The 20,211-nt window shown below is 45.4% G+C and carries 19 protein-coding genes; 4 read left to right on the plus strand and 15 right to left on the minus strand.

The window, feature by feature from the left end; all coding sequences use genetic code 11:
• Positions 1-12 precede the first annotated feature (12 nt).
• From lutA to C1T29_RS20225, 7 genes are all read right to left on the minus strand, one after another.
• A complete protein-coding gene (lutA, locus tag C1T29_RS20195) occupies positions 13-729 on the minus strand; it encodes a lactate utilization iron-sulfur protein LutA (RefSeq protein WP_014665428.1) in 717 nt (238 codons plus the stop codon).
• Between the two features lie 174 nt (positions 730-903).
• Positions 904-1,521 (minus strand): DUF2812 domain-containing protein, encoded by a 618-nt coding sequence (locus C1T29_RS20200; RefSeq protein ID WP_103749364.1) that lies wholly within the window; start codon positions 1,519-1,521, stop codon positions 904-906.
• A complete protein-coding gene (locus C1T29_RS20205; RefSeq protein WP_041333190.1) occupies positions 1,518-1,847 on the minus strand; it encodes a PadR family transcriptional regulator in 330 nt (109 codons plus the stop codon). The genes C1T29_RS20200 and C1T29_RS20205 overlap by 4 nt, the downstream gene beginning before the upstream one ends.
• 122 nt (positions 1,848-1,969) lie before the next feature.
• Positions 1,970-2,572: a two-component system response regulator YvfU gene (yvfU, locus tag C1T29_RS20210; RefSeq protein ID WP_095431918.1), complete on the minus strand. Its 603-nt coding sequence runs from the start codon at positions 2,570-2,572 to the stop codon at positions 1,970-1,972.
• Positions 2,573-2,588: 16 nt separating this feature from the next.
• Positions 2,589-3,704: a two-component system sensor histidine kinase YvfT gene (gene yvfT / locus C1T29_RS20215; RefSeq protein WP_141237722.1), complete on the minus strand. Its 1,116-nt coding sequence runs from the start codon at positions 3,702-3,704 to the stop codon at positions 2,589-2,591.
• Positions 3,705-3,707: 3 nt separating this feature from the next.
• On the minus strand, positions 3,708-4,445 hold the full coding sequence (locus C1T29_RS20220; RefSeq protein ID WP_014665431.1) for an ABC transporter permease: 738 nt from the start codon (positions 4,443-4,445) through the stop codon (positions 3,708-3,710).
• Positions 4,446-5,351: an ABC transporter ATP-binding protein gene (locus tag C1T29_RS20225; RefSeq protein WP_095431919.1), complete on the minus strand. Its 906-nt coding sequence runs from the start codon at positions 5,349-5,351 to the stop codon at positions 4,446-4,448.
• Between the two features lie 284 nt (positions 5,352-5,635).
• On the opposite strand from C1T29_RS20225, the gene rsbQ reads away from it, so the two are divergent.
• Positions 5,636-6,445, plus strand: coding sequence for a sigma factor SigB/phosphatase RsbP regulator RsbQ (rsbQ, locus tag C1T29_RS20230; protein WP_095431920.1), 810 nt, complete (start codon positions 5,636-5,638; stop codon positions 6,443-6,445).
• 34 nt (positions 6,446-6,479) lie between these two features.
• Positions 6,480-7,691, plus strand: coding sequence for a phosphoserine phosphatase RsbP (rsbP, locus tag C1T29_RS20235; RefSeq protein WP_103749363.1), 1,212 nt, complete (start codon positions 6,480-6,482; stop codon positions 7,689-7,691).
• A 53-nt stretch (positions 7,692-7,744) separates the two neighbouring features.
• Here the strand turns inward: rsbP and ganB are convergent, their stop codons facing one another.
• The 7 genes from ganB to lutR all read right to left on the minus strand — a co-directional run bounded on the left by ganB (position 7,745) and on the right by lutR (position 16,649).
• Positions 7,745-9,034 carry an arabinogalactan endo-beta-1,4-galactanase gene (gene ganB / locus C1T29_RS20240; protein ID WP_103749362.1) on the minus strand — a complete coding sequence of 430 codons (1,290 nt, stop codon included), beginning with the start codon at positions 9,032-9,034 and terminating at the stop codon, positions 7,745-7,747.
• Between the two features lie 78 nt (positions 9,035-9,112).
• The gene (gene ganA, locus C1T29_RS20245; RefSeq protein WP_103749361.1) at positions 9,113-11,176 is read right to left on the minus strand and encodes a beta-galactosidase GanA; all 2,064 of its coding nucleotides are present in this window, start codon (positions 11,174-11,176) and stop codon (positions 9,113-9,115) included.
• A gap of 18 nt (positions 11,177-11,194) precedes the next feature.
• Positions 11,195-12,046, minus strand: a complete 852-nt coding sequence (gene ganQ, locus C1T29_RS20250) for a galactooligosaccharide ABC transporter permease GanQ (protein WP_103749360.1) — start codon at positions 12,044-12,046, stop codon at positions 11,195-11,197.
• Positions 12,047-12,049: 3 nt separating this feature from the next.
• Complete coding sequence (gene ganP / locus C1T29_RS20255) at positions 12,050-13,306, minus strand: galactooligosaccharide ABC transporter permease GanP (RefSeq protein WP_103749359.1); 1,257 nt, start codon at positions 13,304-13,306, stop codon at positions 12,050-12,052.
• Between the two features lie 39 nt (positions 13,307-13,345).
• Positions 13,346-14,611 (minus strand): arabinogalactan oligomer ABC transporter substrate-binding protein GanS, encoded by a 1,266-nt coding sequence (gene ganS / locus C1T29_RS20260; protein WP_103749358.1) that lies wholly within the window; start codon positions 14,609-14,611, stop codon positions 13,346-13,348.
• A 141-nt stretch (positions 14,612-14,752) separates the two neighbouring features.
• Positions 14,753-15,745: a galactan degradation operon transcriptional regulator GanR gene (ganR, locus tag C1T29_RS20265; protein WP_095432028.1), complete on the minus strand. Its 993-nt coding sequence runs from the start codon at positions 15,743-15,745 to the stop codon at positions 14,753-14,755.
• A 181-nt stretch (positions 15,746-15,926) separates the two neighbouring features.
• On the minus strand, positions 15,927-16,649 hold the full coding sequence (gene lutR / locus C1T29_RS20270; RefSeq protein ID WP_095431925.1) for an L-lactate utilization/bacilysin biosynthesis transcriptional regulator LutR: 723 nt from the start codon (positions 16,647-16,649) through the stop codon (positions 15,927-15,929).
• Positions 16,650-16,876: 227 nt separating this feature from the next.
• On the opposite strand from lutR, the gene lutP reads away from it, so the two are divergent.
• Complete coding sequence (gene lutP / locus C1T29_RS20275) at positions 16,877-18,568, plus strand: L-lactate permease LutP (RefSeq protein WP_014665442.1); 1,692 nt, start codon at positions 16,877-16,879, stop codon at positions 18,566-18,568.
• A gap of 26 nt (positions 18,569-18,594) precedes the next feature.
• Here the strand turns inward: lutP and rpoN are convergent, their stop codons facing one another.
• On the minus strand, positions 18,595-19,905 hold the full coding sequence (gene rpoN, locus C1T29_RS20280; protein ID WP_040081761.1) for an RNA polymerase factor sigma-54: 1,311 nt from the start codon (positions 19,903-19,905) through the stop codon (positions 18,595-18,597).
• A gap of 78 nt (positions 19,906-19,983) precedes the next feature.
• On the opposite strand from rpoN, the gene yvfG reads away from it, so the two are divergent.
• A complete protein-coding gene (gene yvfG / locus C1T29_RS20285) occupies positions 19,984-20,202 on the plus strand; it encodes a protein YvfG (protein ID WP_003219905.1) in 219 nt (72 codons plus the stop codon).
• Positions 20,203-20,211: the final 9 nt, after the last annotated feature.

Below are 20,211 nucleotides of genomic sequence, written 5' to 3' on the forward strand. Positions count from 1 at the left end.
CTGAATCCAGTTTTATCTGCTGTTGAGCACTTCGGCGATGTGCATCACTTTGACATTCTTATCTTTTCGGTCAAGCCGTCCCCCGATATTCATCAAACAGCCGCAGTCAGCGCCGATCAGCACCTCTGCTCCCGTTTCCTCCACACATTCGACTTTTTCATCAACCATCTGCTCTGAAATCTGCGCCATTTTGACGGAGAACGTTCCTCCGAATCCGCAGCAGTTATGTTTGCCTGGAAGCTCTGTAAACTGCAGTCCCTTTACATGGCTCAACAGCTTCATCGGCTCCTCCCGAACCCCGAGCAGCCTTGTCATATGGCACGACGTATGTAAGGTCGCTTTTGTATGAAGGGTCGCGCCGACATCCTCTACCCCAAGGACGTTCACGATAAAATCTGTCAGTTCATACGTTTTATCCGCCAGCTTTTGCGCTTTATCGGCCCATTTCGGATCATCCGCAAACAAGTGCGGGTATTCCCGGAACATCGTTGTGCAGGAACCGGAAGGACTGACAACATATTCGGAATCCTGAAACGTTTCGATCATCCGTTTCATTGCTTTTTTGGCGTCATGTACATAGCCGCTGTTGTAAGCCGGCTGCCCGCAGCAAATCTGCCCCTCCGGAAAATCAACCTCGCACCCAAGCCGCTCCAGCAGCTCAACCGTTGCTTTTCCGACATTTGTTTGAAACATATCAACAAGACAAGTGACAAAAAGTGAGACTTTCATGATGAACCCCTCTCTCATCCCCAATATATGATCAGGTCATCTGATGACCTGAGTTAAAATAACTATATGAATATCGTACACTATTCTGATAATGGAAGGGAAGGGTTTTCTAAACATCTAGGCAATAAAAAACGCCTGTTCCACTGGACAGACGTTCATAGCACTACACACTTTTTAATGGCCATACAGGCACTTTCTGTATTTTTTAAATGTTTTTACAAATGAATAAAAGAAGCTAAGAGCGCTAAGGAGAACAATCCAGCCCGCTCCCCCTCTCATCAGTGCAATAGGTGTTTCAAATAAAAAGGCTTTGATAAAAGCTGCTCCCGTCTTATCCCACAGGCCCGGCGTATAATACAAACTCTGGGGACTGATAAATAAATCAGCAGTCAAACCATTGGTAGTAAAGAGGATCAGGATGAAGGATAAGAATATAAAAGAAAGTGCAAAGTACAATTGCAATAGGCGTTTATATCTTCCCGCTCTGGATTCTGTATCAGAAAAAATATCGTCTGATGCACTGGCTTTCTCTTTTCTAAAATAATGCAGCCCTTGTGAACTGAAAAGATGCTTCCATCCGCTGTCTTCAAAGAGAGTTCGATAATCAGTAAAATCTCCCGGATGTTTAAAGGTGCGATAGTCTATTTTGACGGTAGAATTGTCAGACGATGTTTCATCTGAAAAACAATAGGATAAAAAAACTTTCCCTTTTAATTCGCACCCCTTATCTGCCATCTTATTCAGCCATTGTTCCTCACGGTCTATGTCCATAAAATATCTGTATTTCTTCATATGGTCTCCCCCTTTTTATTTACTTCCTGCCTCGTTATGTCAACCAGCCGCTCCATCCTCTCCATATCCTTCCACAACACATTTCTTCCGAGTTCAGTGATGATATATGTTTTTCTGCGGCGATCTTCACTTGGATAAGGCTCTATCAATTGATGCTTCAATAAGTTTTCGATTGCGCCATAAAGAGTTCCAGGCGCCATTTTAACTCTTCCGCCGCTAAGATCTTCAATATTTTTCATAATGATGTAGCCGTGAGCAGGATGTAACAAAGATAAAAGAACATAGTAAACAGTCTCAGTCAGCGGCAAATGCTTATTTTCATTCATATAACAGCCTCCAATATTCAGTATAACTGTATAATCCCATCATATACAGTTATACTGAATATTACAATCATAAATGACCAGATAAACACAAAAAAACCTGGCTATAAATAACCAGGTTTCCATTAGATCCAGCCCTTTTCCTCAGCAATGCTGGCGGCTTCTGTCCGATTTTTCGCATGAAGCTTTTGGATGATTTCTGAGATATAGTTTCGGACTGTGCCTTGAGATAGATAGAGCTCCAGCGTAATGTCTTTTGTTGTCTTGCCTAAAGCCGCAAGCCTCAGAATTTCTTGCTCTCTAGCGGTTAGCGGATTTTCGTCTCGCATCATATTAAACGTAAGCTCGGGGCTGAAGACACGTTTTCCCTCTACACATTTTCGAATGGCATCGGCCAGATCGTCAATTTCTCCGTCTTTCAGCAGATAGCCATGCGCACCGGCTTTTACCGCACGTTCAAAATATCCGGGGCGGGCAAAAGTAGTTAAAATTATGACCTTGCTGACGCAGCCTTTTTTCATTAATTCCTCTGCCACATCCAGTCCGCTTCGAACCGGCATTTCAATGTCCATGATGCATACATCCGGCTCCAGCTTCAAAATAGCATGTAGCGCCTCTTCCCCGTTTAATGCTTGTCCGATGACTGTCATATCCTCTTCTAAATCAAGCAAAGATCCCAAAGCGCCTAAAAGCATTCGCTGGTCCTCAGCAATAAACAGACGAATCATTCTTTTCGTCCTCCAATCATTCTGCTTTTTTAATCAGCGGAATCGTCAGAGTCACAACCGTTCCGTTATGATCTGAAACTGTTAATCCCCCTTCAATGAGCATGAGCCGTTCTTCCATTCCCCGCAGGCCATTCCCAAAGGTTTTCTCCTTCGCTGCTCCCTTTCCGTCATCCCGTATCACGATCCTCATTTTGCCAGCAAACTGAGAAATGGTGATGGCGCAGTGAGTTGCTTTGCTGTGCTTGATGATGTTAGTCACTGCTTCCCGCATACACATACTGATAATATTTTGAGTGACGGGAGATATCGCTGAAAAGTCGTCGGCTCCTTCGTATTGAAAGGTAATGTTCCCCGCCCTTAAAATGTGCTGAATGTTTACGAGCTCCTCTGTTATCGTGACCGTCCTCATATCAGAAACCAGCTCTCGGACTTGCTTGAGTGCGGCTCGCGAGCTGGTTTCCATTTCTTTTGCCTCATGCTTGGTCCGTTCTGGATCAGATGCAGCCAACCGCTGAATGAGCTGGCTTTTTAATGTAAGCAGCGACAAGGTATGGCCAAGAGTATCGTGAAGATCACGGGCGATTCGAACACGCTCCTCTCTTTTAGAGAGTTCTTTTATCTGTTCGTTGGCTTGTGCCAGCTTAGCTTCAAGCTCAATTCTCCGAAACATAGAACGAATGCCGAATGGAGAAATGAGCATGATGACGAGAAACGGGAGAACAGAAAAAAGCTCCCGGAGCGTGACTGAATTCACGATAAATTGGTATAGGCATGGAAAAAGCAGGATAAAGATTAAAGCGCAGAACGCACGGTTAAAATTCGTTTTCTCTTTGTAATAACCAACAAAGTTTGCCGGGAAAAAACCTAAGTATATATAGGTGATATTGTAAAACACACTATATATCAAAATAACCGCCATTTGCATGATAAGCCAATACGTAAACGAAGCTCTGCCCACGCAGCAGAATAACTGGCGATATGCCGCGATAAATAGAAGCAGGATGCCATATCCAATGACCTGTTTGATGCCTGATTCTTTCAATAAAGAGAGGAACGGCATAATGGTGTACACCAGAAAGATATAAGGGAAAAACCCGAATTGCTTCGGGAAAATTGATATTGCCTTTTTCATGTATTACACCGCTTCTTGTTTTCTTCTAATATATTTAGATAGTAGCATGAAGAACATCATATAAGCGATTAATATCAGGATATTTTTCCAATCCGGACTCCCGCCCCGCACTAGTTCCCACGCGCCGCTCCCGAAATGATAAGACGGAAGCCACTGGCCAATGTTCTGCATCATGTCAGGCATGACCTCAAACGGCATCCACATCCCCCCGCCTAAAGCCAGCAGCATATAAAGCACATTACTGATTCCGGCCGCTGTTTCTACTTTTCTCATGAGGCCGATTAGTGTGCCTAATGCTAAAAAAGGCAATGCGCCAAACAAAATCCACAGTCCGCTCATCATCCATTCAAACGGTGACAAGGCAATGTCATTGATCATTGCGCCGAACAGAAAAATGACGGTAATCGATAAAACGTGAATGACACTTTGTCCGATCATCTGAGCTAATAAATAGATATGATCTGGAAGAGGTGTAAGGCGGATAAAGGCAGTCCAGCCTTGTGACCGTTCTTGAACCATACGGATGCCCAGTGTCATGATAGAGGAACCCATCACGCTGAAGACTGTCATTGACATTAAGTAATGGGCGTCCCATGCACGTTGGTCGGGAACGTTGGTATTCACTACATTGGTAAAGAGATAATAAAAGACTATTGGCATGATCAGCGACCAAAGCACAAAATACTTGTTCCTAAGCACCCTTTTCATTTCAGCTATGCTTTGCTTCTGCAGCATGTTCACTCACATCGCCTCCCTGTTTCCGTCAGCCAGCCGGCGAAATGCCTCATCGAGCGTCCCGTGTTCAATTCGAATATCCCGTGCTGGGATGTTTTCTTGAAAGATCAACGCCAACACTTTGTCTGTATTTGATGTTTGGATGATGATTCTTTGATGCCTGCGGAACACTCGCTCTACTTCCGGGTGCCGAGACAGCTTTTCCAACGATTCATCTGAATGGAGCGCAAAGGAAACAGACTGTTTTTGAATTCTTGAGCGGATTTGCATCGGTGAGTCATCTGCCACAAGCCGTCCATCAGCAAAAAATAAGATTCGCTGTGCGGCATCGTCTGCTTCCTGTAAATAATGCGTTGAAAAAATAATCGTTTTTCCTTGGTCCGACAGTCCGTGAATGGTCTGCCAGAATCGATGTCTTGATGAAGTGTCCATGCCGACTGTCGGTTCATCAAATATAAGCAGCTCCGGATTCCCGGCAAGAGCCAAAGCAAAGCTTAAACGGCGTTTTTGTCCTCCGGATAATTTTTCTGCTTTTGTTTTCAAATCTTCTTTTGTGAGTGCTGTTAACGAAACGAGTTCGTTCAAGGACAATGGATTCGGATAATAGCTTCGAAAGAGTTCGAGAATTTCATTCACCTTGAGGCCCGGCATGACACTTACTTCCTGAAGCATCACGCCTATTTGTTCGCGAACCTGTTGATCATCGGGAACCCGGTTAAATAGTTTGATTTCTCCCTCGCTTGGTTTCAGCAATCCTAATATCATAGAGATGACAGTCGTCTTCCCTGCCCCATTCGGTCCGAGAATGGCTGCGATTTCTCCTTTTTTCATGCTGAAGCTGATGTTGTTTACAGCTGTTTTATGCTGGAACTGTTTTGTCACATTGCTTACTGATACTGCCTCATTCATCACTTGAGCACCTCCTGATGGCTTACATTGATTGTAAAATGGCTGAGCAGCTGTTGTTAGTATGGGGTGTCATGATGATAGAGTGACAAATGTCATATTCTTTCTCACCGTTAGTGTCTAGGCAATCCATCCTCTGCATCTTCCAATTCAATCACCTTTTCTATGCCGCATGTCCCCTTTCTTTTAAACTGCTATGACTTTCATAGAAAGTACACTCTTCAAACCGTCCGAGTGTTATGATAGACACATTGAACTTTATATTACTTTCCGGCTGAAAGGAGCCAATCATGAACGAAGCGATTTTGTCTAGAAATCATGTGATGGTGAAAGGCAGCGGCAAAGCATCTATCATGTTCGCACCCGGTTTTGGATGCGATCAAAGCGTGTGGAATGCCGTGGCACCGGCCTTTGAAGAAGAGCACCGGGTCATTTTATTTGATTACGTCGGTTCGGGACATTCAGATTTGCGCGCATATGACCTGAATCGCTACCAGACACTTGACGGCTATGCCCAAGATGTCCTTGATGTTTGTGACGCTTTAGATCTGGAGGAAACCGTGTTTGTGGGGCACTCCGTCGGAGCCGTGATTGGGATGCTTGCATCCATCCGCCGCCCGGAGCTTTTTTCCCAACTGGTGATGGTAGGGCCTTCTCCTTGCTATTTGAATGATCCTCCTGAGTATTACGGAGGATTTGAAGAGGAGCAGCTCCTTGGTTTGCTGGAGATGATGGAGAAAAACTATATCGGCTGGGCAACTGTATTTGCGGCAACCGTTCTGAATCAGCCAGATCGGCCTGAAATTAAGGAAGAGCTTGAAAGCCGTTTTTGTTCTACTGATCCTGTCATTGCCCGCCAATTCGCGAAAGCGGCGTTTTTTTCTGATCACCGGGAGGATCTTTCGAAGGTAACGGTTCCCTCTCTTATTCTCCAGTGTGCAGATGATATCATCGCACCTGCAACAGTAGGTAAGTATATGCATCAGCATCTGCCTTATAGCAGTCTGAAACAAATGGAGGCTCGCGGTCATTGCCCTCATATGAGCCATCCAGATGAGACGATACAGCTGATCGGCGATTATTTAAAAGCACACGTGTGATAGCGGAACGAAAGGGATAGAGGTGACCCTCTTAATGGACAAACAATTGAATGATGCACCATGCGGTTTCCTCACTTTGTCAGAAGAGGGGTCGATCTTAGCTGCCAACCGTACCCTTATCAAGATTCTGGGTTATGGGGCGGAGCAGGTTATCGGCCAGCATATGAATACGATGTTGACCGTTCCCGCACAGCTTTTCTGCCAGCTTTATTTTTTTCCGCTTTTGAAATTGGAGCATCACATCGAAGAATTATACATTTCCCTGAAAGCAAGAGATGGAGAAGAAGTCCCCGTCCTTATCAATGCTATTGCGAGACACAGTAGCGGGGCTTCTGTCTTCGATTGTGTTCTCATTCCAATGCGGAAGCGAAATGAATATGAAAATGAGCTGCTGATAGCCAGAAACGCGGCTCAAGAAGCTTTGCTTGCTAAACAGAAAGCCAATGCGGAGTTAGAAATTGCCTTGGAAACGCTGAAGGCAAAACAAGAAGAGCTTCTTGAGATCAACAAACAAAATCAACAATTTAAATTAAACACCAAAAGAGAGCTTGAACTCGCCAGAAAGATCCAGAAAAACTCGTTGACTGAACCGATTGTAAACGATCAGGTTCAGATTGGATCTTATTACAATGCATCGAGTGAATTGTCAGGTGATCTTTACGGATTTTATCAAATCGATGAACACCGTTACGGCATTATTATCCTTGATGTGATGGGGCACGGGATTTCATCGGCATTGATTACGATGTCACTTCATCCTTTGTTTCAGCGCCAGATCACGCAAGGTCTCAGTCCCGTTAACGTCATGAAAGAATTAGACCGGCACCTTCACAGCTTGTTTCAAAATGATGAGGAAGCAAGACATTATTGCACTGCTATTTATCTTGAGATTGATATAGCAAGGCAAAGCATTGATTATGTCAACGCAGGACATCCGCCGGCACTATGGCAGGACGACAGCGGAACTCAACAACTGCTTCACGCGACCTCGCCTCCGATCGGGATGTTTGAAGACTTAGTGTTTCAGTCAAGCAGCCTTTCATATACAGATGGCGGAAGACTGCTTCTATACACAGATGGCGTGATGGATCCTACGGCTTCATGCTATTTATTTGATTTACTAAAAGAGCATCCTGATTCGCCGATCACTGACCTGAAGGAGAAAATCCTTACATCACTCCAGCATCAAAAGGAAGCTCATCATAAGAGTGATGATGAATGTTTTATATTAGTTGATGTAAAATAAAATGATCCATGAGACATAACAATGAATTGTTACATCTCATGGATTTTTTTGTTTCAGCGTTTCTTTGGAATATGGCCTGATTCCGCATATTGAAACACCTGCAAGGAAGGCAGCGGATGTCCATTAAAATCAAACAAAGCTTGATTATCTACAGCACTTCCCCCATACCACTTCCCAGCGTCTTCAGGGTCATATTCAGCAGCATAGCTGGAGGCCCACCCTGACCCGTATGTTTCCCATAACACTTTGTTTTTCTCTATCTGTGTCTTCGGCCCGACTGGAATCCACGCCGGCTCCCAATAGAAAACGCCAAGTCCTGCTTTGCCCGTATTCGCCACTGCCTCCATTACATCTCTTACTGCAGTTGCCTGGCCTTGAACAGAAATGGGATATGGCAGCGTCTGTCCGCTTTTTGGCGCTGTATTTCCATGCCCATCGCCATCCTCAGCGGTATAGGTGTACGACGTCTCCGCCACCATGACTTTTTTGCCGTACGTATCGGCAACAGCCTTCAGCACGGAGGTCAAATTTTGTAATGTGCCATGCCAGAAAGGATAATAGGAGCTCGCGAACACATCATAATCTACTTTGTTTTTGCTGAGTGTTTCTGCAATAAATGAATACCTTCCAGCCGTTTCAGGATTGGTAAAATGCAGGGCGACCAAAATGCCTGAATTTGTCTCCCTGACCGCTCGGCTTCCTTCTTTAAATAATTGGCACATCTTCGTCCAATCGGTTTCGCCGGCAAATCCTCCTGTTGTTTCATTTCCGACCTGAACCATGCCGATGTCAACGCCTTCCTTGATCATCTTTTGCAGACTTTGTTTCGTATACTCATAGAGCTTGGCTTTTTTTGCTTCAAAGCTGAGATTCGCCCAAGCTTTAGGCACCTTTTGTTTCGCGGGATCTGCCCAAAAATCAGAATAATGAAAGTCGGCAAGCACCTTCATTCCGTTCGCTGTCGCTCTTTTTCCGATTTCGATGGCTTTTTGAATATCATTGTTTCCTCCGCCATACCCGTTGCCATTTGAATCATACGGGTTATTCCAAATGCGGACGCGAACATAGTTGACCCCAGACTGTTTTAAAGTTGTAAAGATGTCCTGTCGTTTTCCGCTTGTATTGTAAAAGTTGACACCGCTGTTTTCCAAAGCAATAACGCTGGACACATCTGCCCCTTTAATAAAGTCTTTGTTCATTCCCTCTACTTTTTTAACAAAAAGATCCTCTGCCCGAAGCTCTGGCACATGCTTCTCCTTCTCAACGGCAGCGGCAGATCCCGGTGAACTGAATGCACTCCACACGATGGCAGCCGCTAAGCACATTTTCACTCCATTCCTCATGATTCCACCCCTCACGATTTAGTAAGCGATTTCTTAATACAGAAAAAAGAATCCGCCCATATCGAGCGGAGCATCAGGCTAATGAGTGTTTACTACGATTCTTACTTCATACTTTTCCATCGTCAGGTCGCCTGACAATATCTCTCCTGTCATCATGTCCTTCACACTCTGATCAAACGTGACCAGCTGTTTTTCTTCCGTAAAATTCATGACAAAAATATAATCATTGTCCTGATCCTGCCTCGCTTGTACGGAGACGCCTTTTCCGTGCCGAACCGGAAAAACAGGTGAAAGAGAAAGGTCTGTGATCAGACCCTCATAGAAATCACGGTGAAATTGATCCTCCAAACGCGCGCCGATAAAATACGCCTTGCCCTGCTGATATTGATGGCTTGTGACAGCTGGCGTACGGGCGTAAAAATCCTCTTGATACACCGCTTCTGTTGAAGCAGTTTTTACATCAATCACGGTTGCATAATCCTTCATTTCGTATGTTTTGCCGCGGTAGCTGACAGCATTTCGATCCTTCGGATACAGCGTGTCCGTTTCAAGAGGCTCAATTCCGAAAATTGCTTGAAGATCCGGATGCCATCCGCCTGTGTATGTTAAGTCATGCTCATTCACAATTCCGCTGATATACGTCATGACTAAGATGCCGCCATCAGCTGTAAACGCTTTTAAACGGGAAATGGTGTCCTCGCTGATTAAATAAAGCATCGGGACGATGAGCAGTTTATATGGTGAAAAGTCTTGTTCTTTCGTGATGACATCGACAGGGATATCGTGTTCCCAGAATGTGCGGTAATGCTGCTGAAGCGTTTGCGGATAACGTTTTGTCGCCTTCGCAAACCCCTGAGCATCCTCGAGCGCCCAATGATTTTCCCAGTCATATAAAATAGCGGTTTGTGCCGGCCTCTTCGTTCCGACAACCTCGGACAGCCGTTCCAATGTCTCACCGACCTTGGCCACTTCTTGAAAGACGCGGTTCTTCGGGCTGTTGTCATGATCCACAACCGCCCCATGCAATTTTTCTGATGACCCGCGTGATTTGCGGTATTGGAAATAGAGAACGCTGTCCGAGCCGTGGGCTATCATTTGCATAGATGACAGCAGATTCATGCCCGGGCGCTTCGCCTTATTGACGTTATGCCAATTGACCGCGCTTGGCGTACACTCCATTAATAAGAAAGGCTGCTGCTTCAAGCTTCGGTACAGGTCATTGATAAAGCCGACCTTCATCGCCAAATCAGCTGTGCTTTCCCAGTCATTGTGCCAGACAGGATAAGCGTCCCAGCTGATGGCATCGACATGTTTCGCAAATTTGCTGTAGTCGAGGCCCTGATATGGAATTAAATCCGGCGTGTCAGCCATAAAGTTCGTTGTGATAGGGACATCAGGCGTCAGTTCTTTCAGCGGAACGATTTCATTTTCATAAAACGAAATCGTTTGATCGGTGACGAACCGGCGCCAGTCTAAGTTCAAGCCGTGCAAGCCGTTTTCACCGATCGGCGAAGGGCTTTCAATTTGTGACCAGTCATTGAATGTATGGCTCCAAAAAGGAGTCCACCACGCACGGTTCAATGTTTTGAGGCTGTTGTCGTATTTCGATTTCAGCCACTCCCTGAAAGCATGCTGGCATAGATCACAGTGGCAATCTCCCCCGTATTCGTTTGAAATGTGCCACATTAACAGCGCCGGATGATTGCCGTATCGTTCTGCTAATAGGCGGTTGATGTGCCGTGTTTTTTCTCGGTAGACTTTAGATGAGAGACAGTGGTTGTGCCTTCCGCCGTGCAGCTGTTTGACGCGGGAGGCATTGACGCGCAAAACTTCCGGATAGGCTTGCGACAGCCAGGCCGGACGGGCTCCGCTTGGCGTTGCTAATATGACCCGGCCGCCTATACTGTGAATCCGCTCAAAAATATCATCCAGCCAGTCAAATTGATATACGCCCTCCTCCGGCTCAAGTGCACTCCATGCAAAAATGCCGACAGAAAACGTATTCGTATGAGAAAGCTTCATCAGTTTGATATCGTCAGCTAAAATATCAGGCCGATCCAGCCACTGATCGGGGTTGTAGTCTCCCCCATGAAGCATAAAATTTGCTTCGGTTACGTGCGTTTTTTCAAGCTTTGACATCACATTCTCCTCCTTATTCTCTTAGCCTTTTGTTCCGCCTGCGGTTAATCCGGACACAAAATTCTTTTGCAGTATGATAAAGATGACGGCAACCGGAATGCTGATAAGCAAGGCTCCGGCCGCAAATGTCGTATAGCTGGCCCCCATAACATCATTCACTAAATTGAATAGGCCGACGGGCAATGTATATGATTCAGGCGTTCTCAATATCGTTGAGGACAGCACAAAATCTCCGAGCGGGCCTGTAAAGCTGTTCATGGCCACCACTGCCGCCATCGGTTTTGATAATGGCAGAATGATTTGGAAGAAGATTCGGGTGCTGCTGGCCCCGTCAATCTTGGCGCTTTCGTCTAAATCCATCGGAATCGAATCCATGTACCCTTTCATCAAATACGTATTCATCGGGATCAGGCCGCCGATATAAAGCAAGATTAACAGCCAGTGGCTATTGATCATGCCCAAGATTTGCGCCAATACAAACAAAGCGATTAAAGCCGAAAACTGAGGAATCATTTGCAGCAATAAAAAGAGGATTAAAGCGTATTTCCTCCCTTTGAACCGAAAGCGCGAAAACGCATAGGCCGTAAACGTCACACAGAGCAAAGACCCTGCCATTGTAAACAGGCTGATCTTCATTGAGTTGACATACCACTGCACATATTGAAGGCTTTCCTTGCCCGCAAATAATTCCTTGTAATGATCGAATGTCGGATGCTTCGGAATGATGGATGTGCTGATTAAGCTGTTGCCGGGGTTAAAGCTTGCGCCTGCCGTCCAAAGGAGAGGATAAACAATGATGACCGCCATAAAGGCTAACAACAAGTAAGAGAAAAGGAGACGGAAATATTTTCTGACCTTCATATCTGCCAGCATGCCTCATGCCTCCTCTTTAAAAGACTTTGTCTGTCTGAACTGCCACAATGCGATGGAGATGACAAACACAGATAATAAAATCGTTAAAGCCGCAGCAAGTGAATATTGACTGGACTGCATTGTCAACTTATAAATCCATGAAACGAGGATGTCTGTCCCGCCGGCTGTCGATCCGGTTACAGCCGGACCTCCGCCATTAAATAGATAGATAATATTAAAGTTATTAAAATTAAACGTAAACTGAGTAATGATAATCGGAGCCATGGCGATGAACACCATTGGAAGCGTAATGTATCTCAGCTTTGAAAAGACAGAAGCGCCATCAATCGTAGCTGCTTCATACAGATCGTCCGGGATGGATTGCAATACGCCTGTTGAGACGAGAAAGATGTACGGAAATCCGAGCCAGCCCTGCATGAGAATCAACGCAAGCCTCGACCAATTGGCATCTGTCATCCACGGAAGCGGATCTATCCCGAAGAAAGCCAAGATGTCGTGATTCATCGCACCAAAGCTATCATTAAACAGCCCCGCAAAAATTAAAATCGTCACAAAACCGGGAACGGCCCATGGCAAAATCAGTATCGTCCGGAAAAAGCGTTTAAACCGAAGGTCTTTCTGGTTGACAATGATCGCGAGAAAAATCCCCAAGCTGACTTGCAGTGTGGATGCAGCAAGTGTCCAAACCACCGTCCAAGCCAGTACATCAAAAAAGGTCGACCTCCAAATATCAACTGTGAAAATATTTGCGAATGTTTGAAAACCGACCCAATCAATTAATTTTGCAGGAGGAGAATGATACAAATCATAGTTTGTGAACGCTAATGCAAAGCTGAATAAAATAGGGAAGATCACGGCGAAAATTAGAATAAACAAAGATGGGCCGCTGACGACATAAGGATAGCCCTCAGAAATGATATGCCGGTATTGTTCTTTTAAGGAACTTAATGGCTTGTTTTCATCACGCTGCTTTCCGCTTTGGAACGCATCGCGAAGATTTACATAATACACCGCAAGGCCAAAGCAGGTCACGATGACAGCGATAATTCCTTCCGCCAGCAGAAAAACGGAATTATCCCGCGGCACTTCTGTTCCCAGTGTAAAGATTCCCCAAAACCCCATATTGAGCAGATCTCCAAAGACCGCAAAAAACGATGCGCCTAAGAAAAGAAAGACAATACCTTTTATCCATTGCTTGTTATAAAATTGCCCGAGTCCCGGAATAATAGAAAGCAACAAAGCGACTTGACGATGCTGCACCGTTTTCACCTCTCTTACAATACAAATCTAGCTTTCTCTTTATTTACCGCTGTGCTTTGCCTTAATTTGTCCTTTGGCCGTTTCAGCTGCTTGATCCAATGCTTGTTTCGGACCCGCCTTCCCTGTTGCAACTGTCTGTAATGCAGAATCAGCCGGCGTCCATATTTCATTCATTTCCGGAATATTTGGTGTTGGCTCTGAGAAACGGGATTGTTCAGTAACAGCCCGTGCCGCCTCACTTTTCATAATAGCCGGGTCATTGGCTAGAGATTTTACAGCAGGAACTTCTTTCGTCTCTTCATATCGTGTTTTAGAATTCCTTTCATTTGCCAGGAATACGGCTAATTCTTGCGCCAGCTCCGTATTCTTTGAAAATGCGCTGACGTTGTAGCTTTTAACGCCGATAAAGGAACTCATGTTTTTCCCATTTTCCAGCTTCGGCAGTTTCGTAATGCCATAATTGATTCCTGCTTTCGAGAAGGCTTCTACATTCCATGGGCCAGAAATAATCGCGGCGGCTTTTCCTTCTGTGAACAGCGATTCCAACACGTTAATCCCTTGTTCTCCAATAATGCCTGCCGGGAATAAGCCCTCTTTGTAAAACTTCTGCATCAGCGCCGCACCTTTGACAGCGCCTTCATTATTGATTCCAATGTCTGACGGGTTATAGTTGCCGTCTTTGTCCTTTCCAAAAATGTATCCGCCGTATCCGCTCATTACACTTTCCGCATAATAAATTTGATCGAATAAGGCTAAAAAGCCAAATTTGCTGCCATCAGCAGTCTTTTTGGAATAGTCGTACCACTCTTCCAGCGTTTTGGGCAATTCCTTTTCTGAGATGAGATCTTTGTTGTAAAACAGCACAGTCGTTTCAACTGCTTTTGGCAGTCCATAAAGCTTTTGATCGACCATTTGAGACTGAATGGAAGCGTCAGTATAAAGTGATTGAACGTCTTTTTTGACATGTAATTCCTTGAGTAATCCTTCCGTGACAGCCGTTCCGATTTGGTCACCTGGCATTGTTAACACGTCAGGGCCTGTGCCGGCCGGTCCGTCCATTCGCAAATCTTCAATCTGCTTGGCATACGGTTTTTCAACGACTTTGACCTTCACATCGTGCTCTTTTTCAAATGCAGCCACGGCGTCTTTAATGCCGTTGCTCTTTTCTTTATCCTCCCATACAACAAGCTCTGACCCTTTTGAACTCGATTTGGCGCTGCTGCTTTCCTTTGGGCCGCAAGCCGCCAAGGATAAACTGACAGCTGCACAGAGCATGAATACGGAACACTTTTTTGCCATTTTCATTGATTGTCACCCTTTCGGTATGAATGAAAGCGCTTTAAAAATAATATAGCACGCTTGAGAAAATGTGTAAACAAACTATTTACTACTTTAGGTAAATTAATTTACCTAATTAAAAAAACGGCTTAGTATCCCAAGCCGTTTTTAATTCATACTCTTTCTGACGATTAATTCCGCGCCCACATATAAAGTTTTTACCGTCTTTCTCTTGTCCTGCACTTGTTCAAGCAGCAATTGAACAGCGTTTTTACATAATTCATGTATATCAATATGAAACGTCGTCAGAGGAGGTGAGACATACTTCGCGAAGCTGATGTTGTTGATACTCACAATACTGACCCTGTTCGGTATGGCAATTCCTTTTTCGTTCAGGGCTTGCAGACAGCCCACTGCAATCGGGTCCGCTGCGATCATAAAAGCAGTCGGAAGCTGGTCGCCTAATGTCTCGATCGCCGCTGACATCAGGCGGTAGCCGTTTTCTACAGAGAATCCGCGATGACAGAAAATATACCGCTCGTCCAGCATGCCTTTTTCCCTCATATAGGATCTGAAGGTTTCTTCACGGATGTCCATTTCATCCTGGTTGGTGTTCGGATTTTTGTATGTGCCGCCGATAAAACCGATGCTTTTATGCCCCTTCTCAGCCAGGATGTTTACCGTCTTCCTTGTCATTTGTGCTAAGTCAGGCCTTACCGAGTCAAAATGATCGGGATCAGGAGTTGAATCGATAAAGACGCCGTTTTCAGTGAGATTTCTAAGGAAAGCCAGCTCTTCATCTGAAAATGTGCCGACGGCAATAAACCCTTCCGTATGTTCAGGAATGCACTCGATTCCATCTGATATTTTATAAGTGGTTATATCGATATTGAATGCTTTCGCCAGTTTCTCTATTTCCAATCTCATCGTTTTAAAATAGACATCTTCCAATTCTTCTTTATCTGTCAGCCAATATAAAAACGCAATATGTTTCACCAGCGGCCTTACTGTTTTTTTGCGGTAATTGAGTTTCTCCGCCGCTTCATAGATTTTCTCCCGTGTCTCATCAGGAACAGAAAGGCTTTCATCGTTATTTAAAACGCGGGAAACGGTTGAGATTGAAAATCCCGCTTCCTGCGCGATATCTTTAATTGTCGCCATTGCATCTGCCTCCATAATGCAGCTCGCATTCATTTTAGTAAAATATTTTACTTTCTTTTTCAAAAATGTCAAGCGTACAAAGCCCCTGGCTGCCTCATGTAAAAAGACTGAACCATTTGCGGCTCAGTCTCAGTTGTTCGTATCATCCGGAACCAGCAGAATTGCCCGGGAAATGAGTTGGTTATTGCACATTTTCCTCGAAATATCCCGAAAGCACATCTTCCACATTCGTCAAGTGCGCCAGCATGGCGGCTTCCGCCTGTGCACCGTTCCCGGCAGCCACGGCATTGTAAATCCGTTCGTGCTCCTCATACAGCCGCTGAACTGAGGTCTTCTTGGAAAACAGCCAGATTTTCCGCGTTTCTCTCATTGTTTCCAGCAGCAATGATGATACGTGATTCATCAAGTGTTTAAGAAGTTCATTTTGAGAAGCGTTCGCAAGCGCCAGATGAAATGCAAAATCTGCTTTCTCTCCCAACTCCCCGTCTGCTTCAATGCTCCCCATTTCCTTTAGTGCATCATGAATTCTTTCGAGATCTGCTTCTGTCCTTTTTTCAGCAGCTAATGACGCCACGCCGAGTTCAAGCAGTTTTCTGACCTCGAGCAGCTGCTTGACGTCCTCTTTTTTCATGAGAAGGGCGGCTGAGAGCGGCTGAGAAATTTGATTGAGCTCAAATTCCTTCAGGTACGTGCCTTCCCCCTGTTTCATTTCGACAAGCCCCATCGCTTTTAGCGCAGAAAGTGCTTCTCGAACCGCTGAACGGCTGACTTGAAAGCTCTCAGCAAGCGCCTGAACAGAGTCCAGTTTATCTCCAGGCTTCAATTCGCCGTTTTTGATCATATCTAATAGTGCATCCGCTACTTCTTCATATATTTTTTTTGTTTTAATCTGTTTGTATTTCAATGCAATTCACCCCGTAACTTGTAGGTCTGGCTGTTTACGATCTATTATACTCTGTTTTATGGGCCGCCAAAAGATTTTGACTATTTTGTCAAAAAGTCTTGTACTTTGATTTTTTTCAAAATATAATGCTAGGTAACTGGTCTTATTACCCAGTCATCAGATGATCATATCATCTATAGAAACCGCTTACATACAACGCCAGTTTATGTTTCAAGGAGGGGTTTGGGATGCAATGGACACAGGCATATACGCCTATAGGGGGAAATTTGCTTTTATCAGCGCTTGCCGCACTTGTACCGATTATTTTCTTTTTTTGGGCACTCGCGATTAAACGGATGAAGGGGTATACAGCGGGCTTGGCCACATTGGGGATCGCCCTTGTCATTGCTGTATTGGTTTATCGGATGCCTGCGGAAAAAGCGCTGATGTCGGCGACACAAGGAGCCGTTTACGGAATATTGCCGATTGGCTGGATCATTGTGACATCTGTTTTTTTGTATAAAATCACTGTGAAAACGGGGCAGTTTGATATCATCCGCAGTTCGGTTCTCTCGATTACTGATGACCGGCGGCTTCAAGCCCTCTTGATCGCTTTTTCATTCGGGGCTTTTTTAGAAGGGGCAGCAGGCTTCGGAGCGCCTGTCGCCATTTCTGCCGCGCTTTTGGTCGGTCTCGGCTTTAATCCTCTTTATGCGGCGGGGATCTGTTTGATCGCCAATACGGCGCCTGTCGCCTTTGGCGCAATTGGAATTCCAATTACAGCCGTAGAAGGGCCGACAGGGATTCCGGCGATGGAGATTTCACAAATGGTCGGGCGGCAGCTGCCGTTTTTATCCGTATTTATTCCTCTTTATTTAATCATCATTATGAGCGGGTTCAGGAAAGCCTTGGAGGTCTGGCCGGCAATTCTCGTATCCGGTGTTTCCTTTGCTGTTGTTCAATATCTCAGTTCCAATTTTTTAGGGCCTGAGCTGCCTGATGTTTTGTCAGCGCTTGTTTCAATGGCTGCGCTTGCTGTGTTTTTGAAATGGTGGAAGCCGAAAACAACATTCCGGTTTGCCGGTGAACAGGAATCGGCCGCCGCGATTGAAACGGCGCGAACGAATCCGACAGCGCCTGCGTACAGCGGCGGACAGATTTTCAAGGCTTGGTCGCCATTTCTACTGCTGACGGTGATGATTTCCGTATGGGGCATTCCATCTGTCAAATCCGCGCTGACCGGGCATTATGAAGGCTCTGCTGTGTTCTTGACATGGCTGAATGCTGTTGGGGAAAAACTGACTTTTGCCCCTGGTGTGCCTTTTTTGAACAATCAGATTGCCAATGCTGACGGTACGCCGATTGAAGCGGTTTACAAGCTTGACGTGCTCGGTTCGGCCGGCACCGCCATCTTGATTGCCGCTGTGCTGTCAAAATTCATCACGGCGATTTCGTGGAAAGACTGGGGAGCCGTTTTTAAAGAAACGATCCAAGAGTTGAAGCTTCCGATTTTGACCATCGCATCTGTGGTTGGTTTTGCCTATGTCACAAACTCCTCAGGAATGAGCACGACACTCGGGATGACACTCGCGCTGACGGGTTCGATGTTTACCTTCTTTTCACCTGTTCTCGGCTGGCTCGGCGTCTTTATTACCGGCTCGGATACTTCTGCCAACCTGCTGTTCGGCAACCTGCAGAAAGTCACCGCGTTATCGGTCGGTATGGACCCTGTTCTGTCTGTCGCCGCCAACTCTTCAGGCGGTGTCACAGGAAAAATGATTTCGCCGCAATCGATTGCGGTGGCATGCGCCGCGGTAGGACTCGCCGGAAAGGAGTCAGATCTTTTCCGCTTTACCATTAAACACAGTCTGTTTTTGCTGCTGCTCGTTTGTATCATCACCTTTTTGCAGCATCATGTGTTCAGCTGGATGATTCCTTAAAAAAAACCTCCCAACACGGGAGGTTTTTATTTATACCGTTTTCTCGCTGCCGAAGACGGAATATTCATCTGATCGCGGTATTTTGCCACGGTGCGTCTCGAGATTTGGATGCCGTGCTGTTCATATAGCAATTCGGCAAGCTTTTGATCTGAGAGCGGTTTTGTTTTGTCCTCTTGATTGATCAGGTCTTCAAGATGCATTTTGACTGCATAATTCGACGCATCTCCATCTCCTGAAGCCTCGGCTTTTGCTGAGAAAAAGAGTTTCATCTCAAACAGCCCGTAAGGCGTTTGGATCGTTTTTCCTTTAATGGCCCGGCTCACAGTTGATTCATGAAGGCTTAAGCAGTCTGCTATCTCCCTGAGAGTCAGCGGTTTCATTGCGCTTCGCCCTTTCAGAAAGAAATCCTTTTGGCGTGTGATCAGCTCATTGATTATCCTCGTGATTGTCTGTTTTCGCTGCCGCAGCGCGCGGCTCAGCCAGCGCCATTCCTGATATTTGGCGGATAAATAAGAGACAGTGTCCTGACAGGAGCCGGATGATAAAAGCGTACTGTACTGCGGATGCAGATCGATCTCGGGAAACGAGCGGGTATTCAGCTCCGCTGCAATGTGCCCGTTTTTTACAGTGATAAAAATGTCAGGCTCGATATACACATCTTGCTCTGGTCGGGCAAACAGAAGACCCGGTCTTGGATGAAGAGCCGCTATATCATCTGAGATATCCTGAATGGTATCAAGCGGAATTCCAGTCTCCACTGAAAGCGCTTTCCACTTTTTTTGCGCAAAAGCATCAAAATGAGCAGAAACAAGCATTTCCGCGTGTTCATTTCTGTTCGGCAGCCGCTGTAATTGAAGAAGGATGCATTCCTGCAAAGATCTCGCGCCGATTCCAGCCGGCTCTAGTGACTGGAGTTTTGCCAAAACAGCCTCTGTTTCCTTGGCCGATACAGATAAGCGCTGTGCCGCCTCCTCAACATCTTCTTCCAAGTATCCGTTTGAATCAAGCGAATAAATCAGATAATTAAAAATCTTTTTTTCAGTGTTTGACAGATTCATATCGAGTGACTGCTGTTTTAACGCATCCTGCAATGTTTTTTGCGGATCACTTAATTGAAGGCCCGCTTCCTGTGCATTCATCCTGTTTTTATTTGTTTTATGGTAAGATAGTGGCGGTGTGTCTGTTTCCTTTCGTTCAATAAGAGGGTTTTCCAGTGAGAGCTCATCAATGTACTCGGCAAGCTCTGCCGAATGATAGCCAAGCAGCGTGATGGCCTGCCTGAGCTCCTGTGTCAGTTGAGGCTTTAATACTTGTACTTGCTGAAGTTTCATATCCATCTTGCTCACTCCCCTTTCTTCATTGTACATGATTGAGATCACACCGTATACATTTATGAAAAAGGAGCTGCCAAAGAAATGTCTGAACTTTTTTCCGTCCCTTATTTTATTGAGAATTTAAAACAGCATATTGAAATGAATCAGTCTGAGGATAAAATCCACGCGATGAACAGCTACTACCGTTCCGTCGTCTCAACGCTCGTGCAGGACCAGCTGACGAAAAACGCTGTCGTCTTAAAGCGGATTCAGCATTTAGATGAAGCATACAACAAAGTCAAACGTGGAGAATCAAAATAAACCTTCCGC

Source organism: Bacillus sp. MBGLi79, assembly GCF_002953915.1.